Origin of the sequence: Pseudonocardia benzenivorans CB1190 (assembly GCF_000196675.2) — a bacterium.
Taxonomy (GTDB): domain Bacteria; phylum Actinomycetota; class Actinomycetes; order Mycobacteriales; family Pseudonocardiaceae; genus Pseudonocardia; species Pseudonocardia benzenivorans.
Genome location: NC_015312.1, coordinates 508,720 through 525,599, shown reverse-complemented (window position 1 = coordinate 525,599; position 16,880 = coordinate 508,720). Strand labels below are relative to the sequence as shown.

At 72.3% G+C, this 16,880-nt stretch carries 15 protein-coding genes, 1 tRNA gene and 1 pseudogene; 7 read left to right on the top strand and 10 right to left on the bottom strand.

From position 1 onward, the window contains the following. Positions 1 to 64: 64 nt before the first annotated feature. Positions 65 to 382, bottom strand: a complete 318-nt coding sequence (locus tag PSED_RS02485) for a hypothetical protein (protein WP_013672690.1) — start codon at positions 380 to 382, stop codon at positions 65 to 67. 130 nt (positions 383 to 512) lie between these two features. Here PSED_RS02485 and PSED_RS02480 point away from each other — a divergent pair, with 130 nt between their 5' ends. After that, complete coding sequence (locus PSED_RS02480; RefSeq protein WP_158511283.1) at positions 513 to 1,217, top strand: phosphatase PAP2 family protein; 705 nt, start codon at positions 513 to 515, stop codon at positions 1,215 to 1,217. Positions 1,218 to 1,248: 31 nt separating this feature from the next. On the opposite strand, the gene PSED_RS02475 is transcribed toward PSED_RS02480, so the two are convergent. Continuing rightward, positions 1,249 to 2,580, bottom strand: coding sequence for an MFS transporter (locus tag PSED_RS02475; protein ID WP_013672688.1), 1,332 nt, complete (start codon positions 2,578 to 2,580; stop codon positions 1,249 to 1,251). A 233-nt stretch (positions 2,581 to 2,813) separates the two neighbouring features. Here PSED_RS02475 and PSED_RS02470 point away from each other — a divergent pair. Then, positions 2,814 to 2,886: transfer RNA gene (locus tag PSED_RS02470), tRNA-Lys, on the top strand. Here the strand turns inward: PSED_RS02470 and PSED_RS02465 are convergent. From PSED_RS02465 to PSED_RS02445, 5 genes and pseudogenes are all read right to left on the bottom strand, one after another. Beyond that, positions 2,883 to 3,144, bottom strand: a pseudogene (locus tag PSED_RS02465) (IS481 family transposase); the annotation flags it as partial. The gene PSED_RS02470 and the pseudogene PSED_RS02465 sit on opposite strands and share 4 nt — an antisense overlap. Before the next feature lie 250 nt (positions 3,145 to 3,394). Next, entirely contained in the window at positions 3,395 to 3,979 is a 585-nt protein-coding gene (locus tag PSED_RS02460) for an NAD-dependent epimerase/dehydratase family protein (protein WP_013672687.1), read from the bottom strand. Between the two features lie 19 nt (positions 3,980 to 3,998). Continuing rightward, entirely contained in the window at positions 3,999 to 5,372 is a 1,374-nt protein-coding gene (locus tag PSED_RS02455; protein ID WP_202946344.1) for an MFS transporter, read from the bottom strand. Between the two features lie 34 nt (positions 5,373 to 5,406). Continuing rightward, a complete protein-coding gene (pdxR, locus tag PSED_RS02450; protein WP_013672685.1) occupies positions 5,407 to 6,840 on the bottom strand; it encodes a MocR-like pyridoxine biosynthesis transcription factor PdxR in 1,434 nt (477 codons plus the stop codon). Between the two features lie 216 nt (positions 6,841 to 7,056). Further along, entirely contained in the window at positions 7,057 to 7,443 is a 387-nt protein-coding gene (locus PSED_RS02445; RefSeq protein ID WP_013672684.1) for a TraR/DksA family transcriptional regulator, read from the bottom strand. Positions 7,444 to 7,670: 227 nt separating this feature from the next. Here PSED_RS02445 and PSED_RS02440 point away from each other — a divergent pair, with 227 nt between their 5' ends. Beyond that, positions 7,671 to 8,942: a RidA family protein gene (locus tag PSED_RS02440; protein WP_041760334.1), complete on the top strand. Its 1,272-nt coding sequence runs from the start codon at positions 7,671 to 7,673 to the stop codon at positions 8,940 to 8,942. Between the two features lie 116 nt (positions 8,943 to 9,058). Here PSED_RS02440 and PSED_RS02435 read toward each other — a convergent pair whose 3' ends face one another. The 3 genes from PSED_RS02435 to PSED_RS02425 form a co-directional block, all read right to left on the bottom strand. Next, a complete protein-coding gene (locus tag PSED_RS02435) occupies positions 9,059 to 9,745 on the bottom strand; it encodes a class I SAM-dependent DNA methyltransferase (protein ID WP_233899279.1) in 687 nt (228 codons plus the stop codon). 356 nt (positions 9,746 to 10,101) lie between these two features. Continuing rightward, positions 10,102 to 10,725 carry a hypothetical protein gene (locus PSED_RS02430; protein ID WP_041759208.1) on the bottom strand — a complete coding sequence of 208 codons (624 nt, stop codon included), beginning with the start codon at positions 10,723 to 10,725 and terminating at the stop codon, positions 10,102 to 10,104. Between the two features lie 364 nt (positions 10,726 to 11,089). After that, positions 11,090 to 11,398, bottom strand: coding sequence for a VOC family protein (locus PSED_RS02425; protein WP_199796494.1), 309 nt, complete (start codon positions 11,396 to 11,398; stop codon positions 11,090 to 11,092). A gap of 138 nt (positions 11,399 to 11,536) precedes the next feature. On the opposite strand from PSED_RS02425, the gene PSED_RS02420 reads away from it, so the two are divergent. The 4 genes from PSED_RS02420 (at position 11,537) to PSED_RS02405 (ending at position 16,817) form a co-directional block, all read left to right on the top strand. After that, positions 11,537 to 12,124: a superoxide dismutase family protein gene (locus PSED_RS02420; protein WP_013672680.1), complete on the top strand. Its 588-nt coding sequence runs from the start codon at positions 11,537 to 11,539 to the stop codon at positions 12,122 to 12,124. Positions 12,125 to 12,143: 19 nt separating this feature from the next. Then, positions 12,144 to 13,319 carry a tRNA dihydrouridine synthase DusB gene (gene dusB, locus PSED_RS02415; protein WP_013672679.1) on the top strand — a complete coding sequence of 392 codons (1,176 nt, stop codon included), beginning with the start codon at positions 12,144 to 12,146 and terminating at the stop codon, positions 13,317 to 13,319. A gap of 133 nt (positions 13,320 to 13,452) precedes the next feature. Continuing rightward, on the top strand, positions 13,453 to 14,313 hold the full coding sequence (locus PSED_RS02410) for a GGDEF domain-containing protein (RefSeq protein ID WP_013672678.1): 861 nt from the start codon (positions 13,453 to 13,455) through the stop codon (positions 14,311 to 14,313). Positions 14,314 to 14,456: 143 nt separating this feature from the next. Continuing rightward, the gene (locus PSED_RS02405) at positions 14,457 to 16,817 is read left to right on the top strand and encodes an LCP family protein (protein ID WP_013672677.1); all 2,361 of its coding nucleotides are present in this window, start codon (positions 14,457 to 14,459) and stop codon (positions 16,815 to 16,817) included. The last annotated feature ends 63 nt before the right edge of the window (positions 16,818 to 16,880 follow it).

Sequence of the window (16,880 nt, the reverse complement as noted above, 5' to 3'; positions counted from 1 at the left end):
CGGACCCCTCGCCGACGTGCGAGTTCACCTGATCGTGTCAGGCGCGGAACGGTCCGTCGGCCCGTCAGCCCGGGAGCTTCTTGCGGACCTTCCGTGTCTTCTTGCGCAGCCGGGTGCCGTGCCGGCTCGCCTCCTTGCGTGCCGTCGACGCCGCGTCCTGCATCTCGCGCACGTGGAAGCCCTTGCGCAGCCCCCGCCGGACGTCGGCCTGCCGCGGCAACATCAGCGTGAACGCGTACCGCCACAGCTTGACCGCCAGGAAGGCCAGCGGGATCCCGAGCGGGAGCAGGATGATCGTCACGCACAGCACGATCGCGACGACGGACAACAGCAGCCCGACGACCATCAGCAGGACCGCGCCGATCCCTCGCAGAACCCTCATCACGACTCCTCGGTGACGTCCCGGATACCCGCGACGAACACGGCGCACACGTCGGACCGTCCTGCCTTCTTGCGAAGCGTTGGCCTTCGGCTGGACATCGGCTGGTGGTCGGCTCCCTAGCGTGGACGGCGTGATCGACACGCTCGGACCCACCCGCGACACCCCGGTCGACGGCCCGCTGTTGCCGCCGGCCCTGGGCCGCCCCGCCGTCGGCGTCGCCGCCGCATGCGCCGCGCTGCTCGCCGCCCTCGCCGTCGTCGTGGCCGGGACGTCGACGGCCACCCCCGTCGACGCCTGGGCGCAGCGGATCGTCGCGACCCACCACGCGCTGCACGGCCAGTGGCCGAGCCTGGCCGTCGTCGCCGGCGAGCCGGTGACCGTCGTGGCCGTCGCCTGCGTCCTCGCCGCGTGGTGCGCACGACGGCGGCGATGGCGCTCCGCGGTGCTGGCGGTGCTGGCCCCGGGCCTGACCGGTCTGCTGGAGACGGGACTCAAGCCGCTGGTCGGACGCACGATCGCCACCGGCGCGCTCTCCTTCCCCAGCGGGCACACCGCCGGCGTCACCGCGCTGGGCCTGTCCGTGACGCTCGTGATCGCCGGGGGTGCGCAGCAGCGTCGCGAGCTGTGGGTGCTGGTGGGCACGTTCCTCACCGGCGCGGGCGCCGTGGCCGTCGCCGTCGGGCTCGTCGCCGAGCACGCCCACTACCCGACCGACACCATCGGCGGGTTCTGCCTCGCCGCTGCGACGACCGTCGGGTGCGCACTCGCCGTCGACCGCGTCGGCAGGGCGGCGCCGCACGCACGCCGGTGGCGGTCACCGCGACCGTCGCGGTGACCGCCATCGGCGGTGCTGCTCCCGTGCCGCCTCAGCTCAGCGGGCGCCGGTACGTCTCGGGGAGCGCCACCAGGCAACCGATGCTGACCAGCAGCATCGCCGCCATGTAGAGCCCGAGGCCGACCCCGCCCCACGTGGCGCTCAGCGGAGCGGCGATCAGCAGGATCACCGCGCCACCCGCGACGCCACCGAGGTTGTAGCTGACGCCGGCGCCCGTGTAGCGGTAGCGGGTCGCGAACATCTCCGGCAGGTAGGCACCCAGCGGGCCGTAGGCCAGTCCGATCAGCGCGAGCAGCACCACGACCGCCGTCCCGACCGCCAGCGGCGTGCCGACGTTCATCAGCGGGAAGAGCACCAGCGACCAGGCCGCCAGGCCGATGCAGCTCGCCAGGACCAGGCCCCGGCGCCCGATGCGGTCCGACCACACCGAGGCCAGCACCGTCGTCACACAGGCGGCCGCCGCGGCGAGGACGTCGATCAGCAGGATCGTCGACATGCCCAGGTGCAGGGTGGTCGTCGCGTAGGTGGTCAGGTAGACCGAGCCGACGGTCATGGCGCCGAAGATGCCGGTCGTGACCCCGATGGCCAGCAGCATCGTGCGGGTCTGCCGACGCCACACCTCGAGGAACGGGGCGCGGGTCGTCTCGCCCCGGCTGCGGGCCCGGGCGAAGACCGGGGTCTCGCTCGTGTGCAGCCGGACGTACAGCCCGACCGCGATCAGGCCGGCGCTGAGCAGGAACGGCACCCGCCAGCCCCACGTGACGAACGCGTCGCTCGTCTCGCCGATGCTGAGGTTGACCACGAGGAACGTCAGCGACGCGAGTACGAACGCGACGCACGCCCCGAGCTGCGGGTACATGGTGAGCCGGCCGCGACGCCCGTCGGCGGCGTTCTCGGAGGCGAACAGCGCGGCCCCCGCCCACTCCCCGCCGACCGCGAAGCCCTGCGCCGCCCGGAAGAGGACCAGCAGCACCGGCGCCACCCACCCGATGGTGGCCGCGCCCGGCATCACCCCGACGCCGACCGTGCACAGCCCCATCAGGGTCAGCGTGAGGACCAGCGTGCGCTTGCGGCCGAGCCGGTCCCCGATGTGCCCGAACACGGCCGAGCCGAGGGGCCGGAAGACGAAGACGACGGCCAGCGTGGCGAGCGCGGCCACCGCGCCCATCGTCGGGCTCAGGTTCGGGAAGAAGACCTTGTTGAAGACCAGCGCCGCCGCGGTGCCGTAGATGAAATAGTCGTAGAACTCGATCGTCGTACCCGTGAGACTCGCGAGCGCGACCCGGCGGTCGGTGCGTTCGGGCGGCGGGGTGTCCGGGGCGAAGGTGGGCGACGGCGCGGCGTCGGTTGCGAGGGTGGTCATTGCGGGCCTTCTTCCTGGTCTGCGCGGCCGGGGCCCGACCGCTGCTGAACCCAGGCTCGCCCCGCCCACCGTCGCCGGGGATCGGTCGGCCGGTGGGATGGCCGGCGGACCCGCACTCCACCGATCGGCCGACGCCGCGCCTGCGCGACCAACGTCACCGCCGTGTCGGGAGCGGGTCGGCGGCCGAGGTCGCCGACAGGTCGTAGTCTGACCGGGGCGCTGCGGCGCCCGCGGGGCCTCTAGCTCAACCGGCAGAGCAGCGGACTTTTAATCCGCGGGTTCGGGGTTCGATCCCCCGGGGGCCCACTACGTCGACCTGCAGCACGGTGCCCGCCGCCGTCGGGGATGTTGCCGAGCTTCTTTGCTGTCGACGTGGACCAGCTCGCCCGGTGCGGGGTGTTCGTAGCGGCGTACTCCTGCGCCGGTGGCGCGGTCGGGCTCGATCAGGCGGGCCATCCGGTAGCGGCGCAGCACGGCGTGAACCGTGGAAGTGGCCAGCCGCAGCAGGCCGGCGATCCGGGTCGAGGTGCGGTGTGGGCTGTGGTGCGGGCGGCAGGAGCGGTCGGTCGTGCCACATCGCGGCAGCAGAAGCCCAGCACCACGTGCGGACCTATGGGGCGATCACGGTCGAGCTCCTGTTCGGAGATGGTGTCTCGGTCTCCTGACGTACGCCGGGGGCCGCCGAAGCCACTGCGGTGCCGGCGGTGCTGCGACGCCGCTCCGTTGCCGCGCTCAGTGATGGTCACGGTGAGTTCCGGGTCCCGAAGCGCCGGTCCGCCCCCGCGACGGGGACGGGACCGGCCCCGGTCCGTGCTCAGTCGACGATGGTGACGACGCCGCTCGGGGCGTCGAGGACCTCAACGGTTCGAGCAGCGGCGCGGTCGATGTGCACCCGCGGCTCGGCGGGGAGGCCGTGCTCGTTGTACGTGCCCGGGCCGTAGAACTGGCCGTAGCTCAGGACGACCCCGCTCTCGGCGAGGACCGAGGACTCCAACTGCTTCACGGCGACGGAGTCGGGGCCGTCAGGCAGCTCCCACGCGACCGACTGGACGAGGATCCTCGGCGACCCGGCCGCCCGGGCGGCCTCGATGACGTTCTGGTTCCCCTCGGTTCGGATGCGCGCGTTCAGGTCGCCGTAGGCAGCGATCTGGTTCACGTCGTCAGGCAGGTCTGTGAGCTCGTTGAGGATGACATCGGGACGGAAGTCGACGACGGCGGCGATGAGGGCCTCGCGATCGAACACGTCGACGACGGCCGGCTCCGCACCGAGGTCTGCGATCTGGTCAGCCTTGCTCGCGGACCGGGTCATGCCGGCCACCGTGTGTCCGGCCTCGACGAGGAACGGGACCAGCCGTCGGCCGATCACTCCGGACGCGCCGGCGAGGAAGATTCTGGACATGGGTTTCCTTTCTCGATGATCAAGGACGGGGGGTTCGGCCGTGGCGCGCCAGACGTGTCCGGGCGACGAGGCTGACCAGGGCGAGCAGGATCGTGAGCACGGTGTAGCCGACCACCGCCGGGATCTCGCCCAACGGCGCGACGAGCTGCCCTTCGACCACGATCGGAACCCCGAAGGCGGTGTAGGCGACGACGTAGACGGCCGCGACGACCGCGGCGCGCCCACCGGGAGCGACCTGGGGGATCAGCAGCTGAAGTGCGGCAGTGAACGCAGACCCGAACCCGACGCCCGCGATGGCCTGTCCGGCGATCATGAGTGCCAGGCTCGGAGCGAGGATCCCACCGATGATCGCTCCCGCGCCGAGGACGGAGGTGAAGATGCCGATCGACATCGCCGTGGGGGAGGGAACTGCGGCGAAGAGCAACCCGACGGCGGTTGCGACTGCTGGTGCGATGAAGCCGGCGAATCCCCCGACGAACGCGCTCTCCAGGTGGAAGACGCTGCGGACGATGTTCGGTGCCAGCCCACCGGAGAGCCCTGCGAGCATCCAGACCGCCGCGACGACGGGGGCGGAGGAGTAGAACTCCCGGCGCGCAGCTGCGGGCACCGAGATTCGAGGTATCAGCGAGCGCACCACTCCCGGGCTGCGGGTCACGGTCTCACCCGACGCGAAGACAGTGATGCCGCCCAGCGTGGTGAGCACGATGAGCACGGTGAAGATGATGGTGTTCGCGGCCGAGGTGAGCTGGATGGCCAGTCCCGCCAGCAGCGACCCCAGGGCAAGACCACCGGTGAGGCTGATGCCGGCGAGGATGGTGCCCAGCCTCTTCCGCCCATTTGGCGCGAACTCGACGATCGCAGCCGTGAACGCCGATGTGGCGGCCCCGCTCGCGACGCCCTGGACGATTCGCCCGGCGATGACCCATTCCACGTCGGTGCCGACGAGGAAGAGGGTGTTCGAGACGAGCTGGACGATCAGGGCCGCGATCAGCACTGGACGTCGGCCGACATGATCGGACAGTGCGCCCAGCGTGAGAGCCGCGACGAGGAACCCGATCGCATAGACGGCGAACGCCACCGTGAGCATGGCTGGTGTGAAGTCGAAGGCCTGCTCGTAGGTTACGAGCAGCGGGGTCAGTGCTCCGGCGCCCAGGTAGAGGCTCATGAAGGCGACAGCCGTGCCCACCATGGCGACGCCCGACGGAAGCTGTCGTCGGCCGGCCGGGATCGCGTCGGCGGTCGGCACTCGGACGGATGTCACTGACTCTCCTTCGGCTGCGACGAGGCCTGTCCTCGCCGTCACCGACGCTATCGAGATGTGGTCCTTTCTTTCAGGCCAATTCAGGGCCAGAATCCCGGACCACTTGGAGCGCCGGTCAAGAACCGGAGCCACCGGTGCAGGGCCACCCGCGCGCAGGTATCCGGCGTCAGGGGGAGGGCAGGATGCGGCACAGCGCCTGCAGCGCGCCCGGCCACGCACTCTCGGAGACATTGGAGAAGTTCACGACCAGCGCATCAGGCCACGACGGGTGACCGTCGGCGGCCGGGTGCCGGAACTCTGCCAGTCCACTCACGACCAGCCCTTGCCGTCCCGCAACGCGCAGTACCCGCTCCTCAGAGCCCACAGGTAGTGCGAGGACGGCCTGCAGCCCCGCGGCCATGCCGATGACGTGCACCGCGGGCGCAGCATCCGCGATCCTCTCGATCAGCACCTCACGACGATGCCGGAGTCGGCGCCTCCTGCTCCGGACATGCCGATCGAAGGCGCCCGACTCGAGGAACTCGGCGAAGACGAGCTGATCGAGGGTGCTGACCGTGTCGACACGTCCCTTCGCCTGCGCCACCGCGGGCAGGAGGCTGTCGGGGACCACCGCCCACCCCAGTCGCAGCGCCGGTGCGACGGACTTGCTCGCCGTCCCGAAGTAGACGACATGATCGGGGTCGAGACCCTGCAGCGCCCCGACAGGCACTCGGTCGTACCGGAACTCACCGTCGTAGTCGTCCTCGAGGATCACGGCCCCCGTCCTGCGGGCCCAGTCGACCACAGCCGTTCTCCGCTCCGTGGACAAGGCATACCCCGTGGGGAACTGGTGCGCCGGCGTCAGCAGGACGGCGGCGGCGTCGGCGATGTCGACGAGCTGATCGACCCGGGCCCCGCACTCGTCGACGTCGACGGGCCGGGTGCCGACACCTTCGTCGCGCAGCAACTCACGGTAGATGTCGAGTCCGTAGGACTCGACTGCCACGGTCTCGCCGCCTTCCGCGGCGAGCGCTCGCGCCAGCACCCCCAGCCCATGATGGAAACCCGAGGTGATCACGATCCGCGCCGCATCAGCGTGCACCCCGCGGGCGCGGGCGAGGTACTCGGCGAGCGCCTCTCGTAGTTCCATCCGTCCGAGCGGGTCCCCATACCCGTAGGTGCTGTGCGGAGCGTTCGCGAAGGCGCGGCGGGCCGCCGCCAACCAGGGCGCTCGGGGGAACTCGGCGTAGTCCTCGGCGCCCGGCTCCAGCCCTCGTGACGAGCGGCGTCGCGCGGTCGGTGCCGATGCTCCCGAGGGTCCGCGGCGCGACGGCACGCGCGTAGCGACACGCGTTCCGGAGCCGGGCCGGGCCGCGAGCCACCCTTCTTCGACGAGCGCGGTGTAGCACTCTGTGACGGTGCTCCGTGCTATGCCGAGATCGGCGGCCAGGACCCTCGATGCGGGAAGTCGGGTACCGGGCGCAAGCCGTCCGGTGCGGACGGCGTCGCGCAACGCATCGGTCAGGCCTGCTCTGAGTCGTGGCCCATGAAGGTCGAGATGAAGGTCGATGCCCGTGACCGTGACGGTGTCAGCCCGTCGAGTGGCCTGACTCCGTCTCACGGAAATGGACTCTAACCACGAGGCGCCGCTACGTGATGGCGCTGTTGCCCGCGCTGAGCCGCCTCCCCTGGGCCGACGTGGGATCACGACGAATCCGGCGACGACGCCGCGATCTTTCGATCCGCGGGGTCGGGGTTCGATCCCCCGGGGGCCCACAAGGTCGACCTGCACGTTCACCCCAGTTGCAGGAGCGCAGCCGGGGCATCTCCAGGAGGCTCACCGTCGTCGCCGGGCCGATGCGCAGGCGACGCACGTCTCGGCCGCAGGCAGTGCGTCGAGCCGTTCTGGTGGGATCGGGCCGCCGCAGCGCGCGCAGCGTCCGTACGTGCCGTCGGCGAGCCTGCGCTCCGCCCGCTCGACTGCCTCCAGGTCGCGGAGCGCCCCGGCGAGCAAGCCCTGCAGCTGGGCCCGCTCGAACCCGATCGTCACGCCCTCGGGGTCGTGCTCGTCGTCGTGGGTGGTGAGGGCCTGCTCGTCGGCCAGCGCAGCAACCTGCCGGGTGAGCCCCGCGATCCGCGCCTCGGTGTCGGCACGCCCGGCGGCGAGCCGCGCGACAGGGTCGACGTGAGGCGGACGCTCGTCGTCGGCGTCGGGTCCGTCCATGCCCTCAGGGTCCGGCACGGGCGCGCCAGGCGCCGGGCGGGCGCCCGTATGACGCCCTCCTCGCTCGGCGCTGTGGCGGCGCCCGGGACTCTCACGCGTCCTCCATCGGACCGGCGGCACGGCGATCCACCGACGGGTTCCCCCGGCCGATCCCCCCGGCGCGGCTGATCCGCGCCGGATCGGCCCGGCACCATCCCGTGGTCATCGACCAGAAAGTGGTGCCCGACATGAGTGGCTACAACGCAGTCCTGGCGCGGAACCCGGAGCAGGCGCCGAAGCCGATCGGTCCGTACGCCCAGACCGTCGCCTTCTCGCACTACAACAACCTCTCGGCGCAGCTCCCGATCGACCCGGCGACCGGCGAGCTCGTGCCGGGCGGCGCGACGGAGCAGGCCAAGCAGGTCCTCGCGAACATCGGGGCCGTTGTCGAAGGGATCGACCACGTCATGGACGACGTGGTCCGGCTCTCCGTGTTCGTCACCGACATCGGCGATGTCGATGCCGTCGATGCGGTGATCGCGACCGCCTTCACCGACTACGTCCCCACCCGCACGACCGTCGCCGTCGCCGCGCTACCGCTCGGCGCCGCGGTGCAGATGGATGCGCTCGTGTCCAACGGCGAGGGCACGATCCCGAACGCCCCGCAGGCCGGAGACCTCGTCAAGGTCGTCAACGACACGGACGGGGCGCCGCAGAGCCCGGCGTCCTCGCAGACGGTGGCGTTCTCGCACTACAACAACCTCGCGGCGCAGCTGCCCGTCGATCCGGCGACGGGCGAACTCGTGGCCGGCGGCGTCGCCGAGCAGACCAGGCAGTGCCTGGCCAACATCAAGGCCGTTCTGCAGGGGATCGACGTTCCGGTCGACGACATCGTCCGGGTCACGATCTTCCTCACGAACCTCTCGGACATCGACACGGTGGACGAGGTCTACACGACCTTCTTCCCGGATTCGGCCATCGCCCGGGCTGCGGGCTACCTGCCGGCCCGCACCGTGGTCGAAGCGTCGGCCCTGCCCCACGGCGCTCTCGTGCAGATCGAGGCGGTCGTCTCGCACGGCGACGGCACGCCGCCGCAGGCCGTGGAGGACCGGCACGGGATCGTCATCCGCGCGAACGACACGGACGCGGCGCCCCGCAGCCCGTTGTCGACGCAGACCGTGGCCTTCTCGCACTACAACCACCTGTCCGCCCAGCTGCCGATCGATCCGGCGACCGGCGAGCCGGTCGCCGGGGGCGTCGCGGAGCAGACGCGACAGTGCCTTGCCAACATCAAGGCCATTGTGGAGAGCATCGACCATGCGATGGACGACGTCGTCAAGGTCAACCTGTTCCTGACCGACATCGCCGACGCAGCCGCCGTCGACGAGGTCTACGCCACGTTCTTCCCGGGTGGCGTGCCCGCTCGTCGGACCGTGGGCGTCTCCGCCCTGCCGGCCGGTGCCCTGATCCAGGTCGATGCGGTCGTGGCGAACGCCGAGGGAACCCCGCCGGTGGCGTAGCCACCCCGGCCCCGCCCCGTGGCTGTTGCGACGTCGCCGGCCACGGAGGCCGGTGCGGCGGAACACGTCGGTGGCGATCCGGACCCGGAAACGCGCCGACTCCCGGGGATTCGGCTTCAGTGCTTCGGCGAGCAGCGGAAGAAGTACTCCACGGCCAGACGCTGATGCAGTTTCGGAATCTTGACGGCCAGCGGCATCTCGACGGCCTTCAGGAACGGGTGGCGCGGCTCTCGGCCGACCCAGTGGTACGACGTCGGCAGATATGCCTCGACGGTGAAGAACTGTCGCAGGCTGGCCAGGAACGCATCCGTGGGTCGCACGTTGCTGTACGGCCAGTATATTCGCTTGTCCCGGTGACCGAAATTGACGTACGAGGCGAGGAACACGCCGTCGTCCGCCACCGTACCGGCGATCTCGGCCAGCTTCTGGTCCTGATGTGCACCGACGTACTCGAAGACCCCTTGCGCGACGACGAGGTCGAACCGCCGCCCACGGAAGTCGATGGGCCCGTCCAGGAAGTCCGCCTCGATGAGATTGTCCGCGGGCTCCTGGATCGCGATGTCGATCCCGAAGTACTCGATACCGGGGTCGAGCAGGCGCGCGAGCGTGGCCGGGCCGCAGCCGACGTCCAGGAGCGTCCGCCGCCTGCCCGCAGCGATCTTGTTGATGAGCCGGGCGGACTTCTCCAAGCGGTAGTGCGGCGCCGCGTAGTTGCGGTTCTCCACCGCCCAGAAATCCCTTTTATGAAGCTTCGTCCGATCGACCGCTTCGTGGAGTCCGCTATTACCCAGGTCTTCAGTCACACTCTCTCCAGAAGTCCCGATCCGGACAATCCTTCGCAACCCGGCGCACATTCACGCGGTAGCCCCACACAATACGACGGGTGCGTTCATCGAGAAACAGAAACCGCCGGCAGAAATTCGCCCGGGCGGAGTGATCAGGTTTTCGTCGTGGTCGGTCTCTGCCCCGTGATCACATTCCCGGCGGGCGCCCGGTCCCGAAACTCGGAGGCACGATCGACGACGTGGCCCAGGACTCGGCGGAGCGGGTGCGTGGGCTCGGCCGACGTCGGCGTCCCCCACCGCGCGGAACGTGCCCGTGGTCGGGAGGCTCGACGAGCGCCGGGGAGGCGGTCCGGCCCGCATCGGCGTTGTCGGTACTACGGCCTCCGCTCACCGGAGGCGTCGAGCCCGAACGCGGCCGCGCGGACCAGCGCGATACTGGCGTCCACCTCACGGATCGCCTCTTCGAGCCGCTGCCGGGCGACCCCCGTCGTCCCGTCGACCACACTCCCGAGTCGCAGCCCGACCGCGAAGAGCTTCTGGACGACGCCGTTGCCGAGGTCGGTGGCGATGCGCAGGTCCTCGTCGGCGACGGCGCCCGCCACCAGATCGGCGATCGACATCTGTCCGGCGGCGGAGGCGGGCAGCAGTCCCAGGCACGCATCGCCACCGCACCGCGGACACCGTGCCGTGGTCGCGACACCGGCAGCCAGTTCCAGCATGACCTCGGACGAGATCGGTTCGGAGCAGCGCGGACACCTGGCCGACCCCCTGCAGTTCGGCACGGGCTCATCCGGCACCTCGCCCGTGACGGCCGCCGTCTCGGCGAGCAGCCGCCACCTCTTGGCCGCGACCTGGTGGTCGAACCGCACCGGAGGCCGTCGGTTGGTCGCCAGGAGCTCGTTCTGCCGGGCTGCCTCCTCGTACGCGGCACTGAGCCTGCGCGCGATCCGGCCCAGCTGCCGACGGAGCTCGATCGTTCGGTCCCGCGCATCCCGCACTCGCTGCACTGTGCCGTCCGGCTCGATGGCCCTCACCCTCCTCATCCGGGCCCGCCAGCCTCTCTCCCGGCATCGACCCACGTCAACGCAGCCATTCGGGTGTGCGCCAGGCTGTCGGAGCCTCCGTCGCCCCCGGTTCGTACCAGCGGATCCGGCCGCGTGAGCGATGCGCCCGCCGTCCGGGGCACCCGCGCCCGACATCGCGCACCCGGCATCGACCACGACCCGACGGGCCGAGGTGTGGTCCGCGCTCGATCTCGATCCCCGGCGAGCGTCCTCGACCGCTCGGCCATCCGCCTCATCCGTGCAGGATGATTCGGTACGACACGTTTACCGATGCCCGCGTCGCCGCCCGGCAGCCGAGCTACCTGCCCGGCGCCCTCGCCGTGACGACGACGACCCGGCCGTCGGGATCGGTCAACCTGTGCTCGCCCTCGGGCAGGTGCGGCTGGTACGGCACGGTCAACCCGAGCCGAAGCCGGCCGGTGCTCCGGTGCGGTTCGCCGGGATGGATCTCCAGCACGAGGCCGCCCTCCAGCTCGGCGGCGTAGTGCACGGGTCCAGGGCCGTGCTGCTCGCGCACCAGCTCCACGCCGAGCGACGCGTAGAAGTCGCGGCACTCGTCGACGCGTTCGCTGTAGATCACGAGGAGGCCCACCCTCACCGACACCATCTGCCCCATGATGCCGGGCACGCGGCGCGCCGGTCTGTACCTTCGAACACGCAAAAGGTGCGCGGCGACGCGGCCCTCACATGTGGACGCACTCCGACCTGCTGGCCGTCACGCTCCGTCATACGCAATCCTGCACAGATGCGTGCATTGCGGACTTCCGCGGCGATCCTGGTCGCCGCCCTCGTGCTCGTGGGCTGCTCCAACTCCGAGCACCCCTCGACGGCGCCCGCCACCGCGGCCGGCGTCCAGGTCCGTACGGCCGACGTCACCGCGCAGTTCTCCGCCTCCGACACCGCGGCGATCACCTACAAGCCCGATCTCGTCCCGGTCGGCGCGACGGCGACGGTGGCGTCGCGGTCGGGGGGCGGGTCCTCGACGGTCACGCTGACGGTGAACGGGCTGCTGCCCGACCATCACTACGGCGCGCACGCGCACGGCAAGCCCTGCGGCGCGGCACCCGCCGACTCCGGACCGCACTTCCAGAACCGGAAGGACCCGGTGTCCCCCAGCGTCGACCCGGCGTACGCCAACCCGCAGAACGAGGTCTGGCTCGACATCTCGACCGGCGGCTCGGGCGCGGCCTCGGCGACGTCGACGGTCGCGTGGGACTTCACCGACGCGGCGCACCCGGCCTCGGTGGTCATCCACGCCAACCACACCTCGACCGAGCCGGGGAAGGCAGGCACGGCGGGCGACCGGTTGGCCTGCGTCAACGTGAACTTCTGAGCGGAGGGACAATGGGCGGGTGAGTGTGCAGGACCTCGTCCGCCCGGACACCCGGGCACCGGCCCCCGCGCCGGTGCTGCCGCCGTTGCGCATCGGCCCGTACTCGGTCGACACCCCGGTCGTGCTGGCGCCGATGGCCGGGATCACCAACCCCGGCTTCCGGCGGCTGTGCCGTGAGCAGGGTGCCGGCTACTACGTGTGCGAGATGATCACCTCGCGCGGGCTGGTCGAGCGCAACCCGTTGACGCGCCGGATGATCGCCTTCGACGCCGACGAGCACCCGCGGTCGATGCAGCTCTACGGCGTCGACCCGGCGACGATCGGCGCGGCGGTGCGCATCGTCGCCGAGGAGGACCTGGCCGACCATCTGGACTTCAACTTCGGCTGCCCCGTCCCCAAGGTGACGCGCCGGGGCGGCGGCGCCGCACTGCCGTACAAGCGCAGGCTGTTCGAGCGGATCGTGCGCGCGGCCGTCGACAACGCGGGCGGCATTCCCGTGACGATCAAGATGCGGGTCGGGATCGACGACGAGCACCACACGTTCCTCGACGTCGCACGGATCGCGGCCGACTGCGGCGTCGCGGCGATCACCCTGCACGCGCGGACGGCCGCGCAGCGCTACTCGGGCACCGCCGACTGGTCGACGATCGCCCGGCTGCGCGACGCCATGCCCGCCGAGCTGCCCGTGCTCGGCAACGGCGACGTCTTCTCCGCCGCCGACGCGCTGGCGATGGTGGCGCGCACGGGCTGTGACGGCGTCGTCGTCGGGCGCGGGGTCCTGGGCAGACCGTGGCTCTTCGCCGACCTCGAGGCCGCGTTCGCCGGCCGGCCGCTGCCGACGCCGCCGCGCCTCGGACAGGTCGCCGCCACCCTGCGCAGGCACGCGGTGCTGCTCTGCGAGCACATGGGCGACCACAAGGGCATCCGCGACGTCCGCAAGCACATCGCCTGGTACCTCAAGGGATTCCCGGTCGGGCCGGAGGTCCGCAGGCGCCTCGGGATGGTCTCGAGCATCGACCAGCTCGACGAGCTGATCGCCCTGCTCGATCCCGACGAGGAGTTCCCGGCCGACGCCGATGGGCCCCGCGGGCGGCAGGGCTCTCCGGGCCGCGTCGTGCTCCCGGAACGCTGGCTCGACGACCCGGACGACCCGTCGGTGCCCTTCGGCGCCGAGTTGGAGCACTCCGGCGGGTGACCGCGTCGGACGACCGGCCGTGAGGCCGTCTCGCCCGGTCGTGTGGACTCGGGCGCGATCGGGGGGCAATGCATCAGGAACCTCAAGAGTCACACCCGTAACGACGAGACAATCGTTGACAGGGGGTGATCCGATGGGAGACGTGACGACCGCGGCAGCCATGTTGCGCGGCGGCCCGGACGTGTGGAACGACGCGGCCATCGGATCGCTCGCGCCCGCAGCCGCGGCCGTGCACGCCGCCCGGCACACCGCAGAGGCCGAGGCACTCGCCGCGCAGGGACTCTGGGAGCAGGCCTACACCCACCTGCGTGCCGCGGTCCGGCTGCACCACGTCGCGGGCAGTGCCACGACGGGCCCCGACGAGCTCGACCGGCTCCGCCGCGAGCACGCGGAGGCCCGCGAGCAGAGCCGGCGCGACAGCCTGACGGCGAGCTACAACCGGCGTTACCTCGACGAACGGCTCGCCGCCCTGCTCAGCGACCTCGCGGACCTCGGCGACGACACCGTCCGCACCGACGGCATCTGCGTCGCGCTCGCCGACATCGACCACTTCAAGCAGGTCAACGACACCTACGGCCACCTGCTGGGCGACCGGGTGCTGCAGCGGATGGTCGTCGAGCTCGACGCCGCGCTGCCCGAGGGCGCCTTCTGCGCGCGGTACGGCGGCGAGGAGTTCGCGCTCGTCCTGCCCGGCCGCGACCTCGCCGAGGCGGTGCGGCTGTGCGAGGCCGCGCGCGAGCGGATCGCGCGCCACCCGTGGCACGAGCTGCACCCCGACCTGACGGTGACGGTCAGCATCGGGGTCGCGCACTCCGACGGCCGTCCGACGGGCGTCGAGCGGCTGATCGGCGCGGCCGACGCCCACCTGTACACGGCCAAGCAGTCCGGTCGGAACGCCGTCGCCTACCGCGACGGGCGCACCGGCCGGGTGCGGCTCGCGGGCGGGGCGGGGCGTCGTCGTTCCATCCCGCAGCCGGTGCGCACGACCGGCTGACCGGCCGCACGATCACGATGTGATCACCACCCGGTAGGCGGTCGACGTCGGCCCGCTCCGTAGACTCCTGCGCACGCGGGGGCGGACGTTCGGCCGGGAAGGCCGGGTCCGCCCTCTCGCGTGTGTGTGGCCGAGGAGGTGCCGTGGCGAACGGGTCCGACCGTCCGCGGGACTCGTCGGCCCGGCGACGCCGTGGCCGCCCGGACGGCCGCCACTCCGCCGAACCGCCCGAGGAGTACTACGCCGGACGTCGCAGGGCCCACGACCGGGAGGCGGAGCCGGGGCCGCGCCACGGCGTTCCCGACGACCACCCGCCCGTCGAACCCGGCTCCGGCGACGGCCGGCCGGTCGAGCCGCCCGCACTGCCGACCGGGATCCTCCCCCGCCTCGTCCTCGAGCCCGAGGAGGAGGCGCCCACCGGCCTCGTCCCGCGGGTCCCCGCGCCCGCCCCGGCGCCCGGGCCCGACGCCGGGCCCCCGACCAGCGTGCTGCCACGCAGCACCCCCGAGCGCGACGACCCGGACGCACAGTCCGCCCGGTCCGGGCCGCGTCCACCGCAAGGGGGGCCCATGCCCGACGCCGGGCCGGTGCCACCCGCCCCGCCACGCCCGGCCGCGCCGCGCCCGCCCGTCCCTGACGACGGCGCGCCGCAGAACACCGCAGGCGGCGACGACCCCGCGGCCGGACCGGGCGGCGCCGACCGCCTCGAACCGCGCGTGGGGGCCACCCCGGCGCGGCCATCCGCCGCGCCCGTCCGCGCGGTGCCCGGCGGCGGCCCCGCCACCGAGCAGCTCGGCCGCGTCGGGACGCCGCGTGAGGTCGAACCATCGCCGCGGGACGCCGGGACGCCGCGGCGGCACTCGGAGGGCGACCCGGCCGCTGACGCCGGACGGCCGGAGAGCCCCGTCGTCGCGCACGCGTCGGGCGAGACCGTCGACGACCCCGTCGACCTCGCCTCCCCGGACGACGACCACGTCCGCCGCCGGCGCATCGACGAGGGCCTGACCCGCCTGACCGCGGCGCACGAGGACCCCGACGGGGACCCCCCGGAGCCCGTCGGGCCCGGAGCCACCCGGCCCCGCAGGCCTCGGCGGCCGCGTCCTCCCGGACCCGTACCCTCGGGCGGCCCCTTCGCCGCGGGGCTGAGCCGCAGGCAACGCGTCGTGCGCTGGGTGACGATCGCCGCGGTGCTCGTCGTCTTCCTCGCGCTGACCGTCGGCTGGACGTCGAAGCTGACGCTGGAGGGAGCCGTCCGGCAGGTCGCGGCGCTGGACCCGCAGTCGGGCGCGATCCTCGACGCGGCCGCCCAGAACGGGGCGCAGAACGTCCTCGTGCTCGGGGTCGACACGACCGGCGGTCCCGATCCCGGGTCGGACTCGATCGTCGTGGCGCACGTCCCGGCCGGTGGCGGCCCGCTGACCAGCGTGTCGTTCCCGCGCGACCTGGAGATCAACCGGCCGCCCTGCCAGCGGTGGGACCCGGGCACCGCGAGCTACCTCGATCAGACGGTGCCCGCCGAGGCACGCACGAAGATCGACACCGCCTTCCGGGTCGGTGGTCCGGCCTGCGCGGTGCGGACGGTGCAGCAGCTGTCGGGCCTGTCGATCACCGGGTTCGTGGCCGTCGACCTGCCGGGGCTCGGCGCGATGGCGACGGCGCTGGGCGGGGTGACCGTCTGCCTCGACCGGCCCGTCGTCGACAGCGTGCTGGGGACGGTGGCGCAATCGACCGGTCCGTCGACGGTCGACGGACCGACCGTCGACGGGCTCGTCCGCGCCCGGCACGTGCAGGGCGACCCGCCGTCGGACGAAGGGCTCGTCGACCGCCAGCAGCGGGTGCTGGCCGCGGCCCTCGACCGGGCGCTCTCGACGTCGCGGCTGCTGAACCCGTGGTCGTCGCACTCGTTCGGCGCGGTGCTGGCCCGCTCGACGACCGCCGACGGGATGGACGTCGACCAGATCCTCGCGACGGCGCGGGCACTGCGCGGCGACGCGTCCGATCCCGGGCAGTTCGTCACCGTCCCGACGACCGGCGAGATCAACACCCGCGGCAACTCCGTGCTGCGCGACCGCGACGCCACCGCGCTGTTCAAGGCGCTGCGCACCGGCGCTGCGATCCCGCCCGCGGCGCTCGCCCCGCCGAGCACGTCCGCGGTCCCCGCGCCGTCGGCGGTGACGGTCGATGTGCTGAACGCGTCGGAGCGCCCGGGCCTGGCCCAGGACGTCGCGTCGAAGCTGCGCGCGGTCATGTTCGGGATCGGCACCGTCGGCAACTCCCCGACCCCCGGCACGGCCACCGTCATCCGGTTCTCCCCGGACCGCGCGGCCGAGGCGCAGGTCGTGGCAGCGGCGGTGCCGTCGGCGCGTTCGGTCCCCGACGCGAGCGCGAGCGGGGTGCTGCAGCTCGTGCTGGGCGACTCGTTCGACGGGACGATCCGGGCGGTCGGGCAGCAGTCACCCGACGCGCCACCGCCCGGCCCGGCGCCGCCGAGCAACTGCACGTGAGCAGCGCGACGGCGTGACGTCGGCCTCAGGACCGCGACCGTTCACTCTGGATTCACTTCCAGG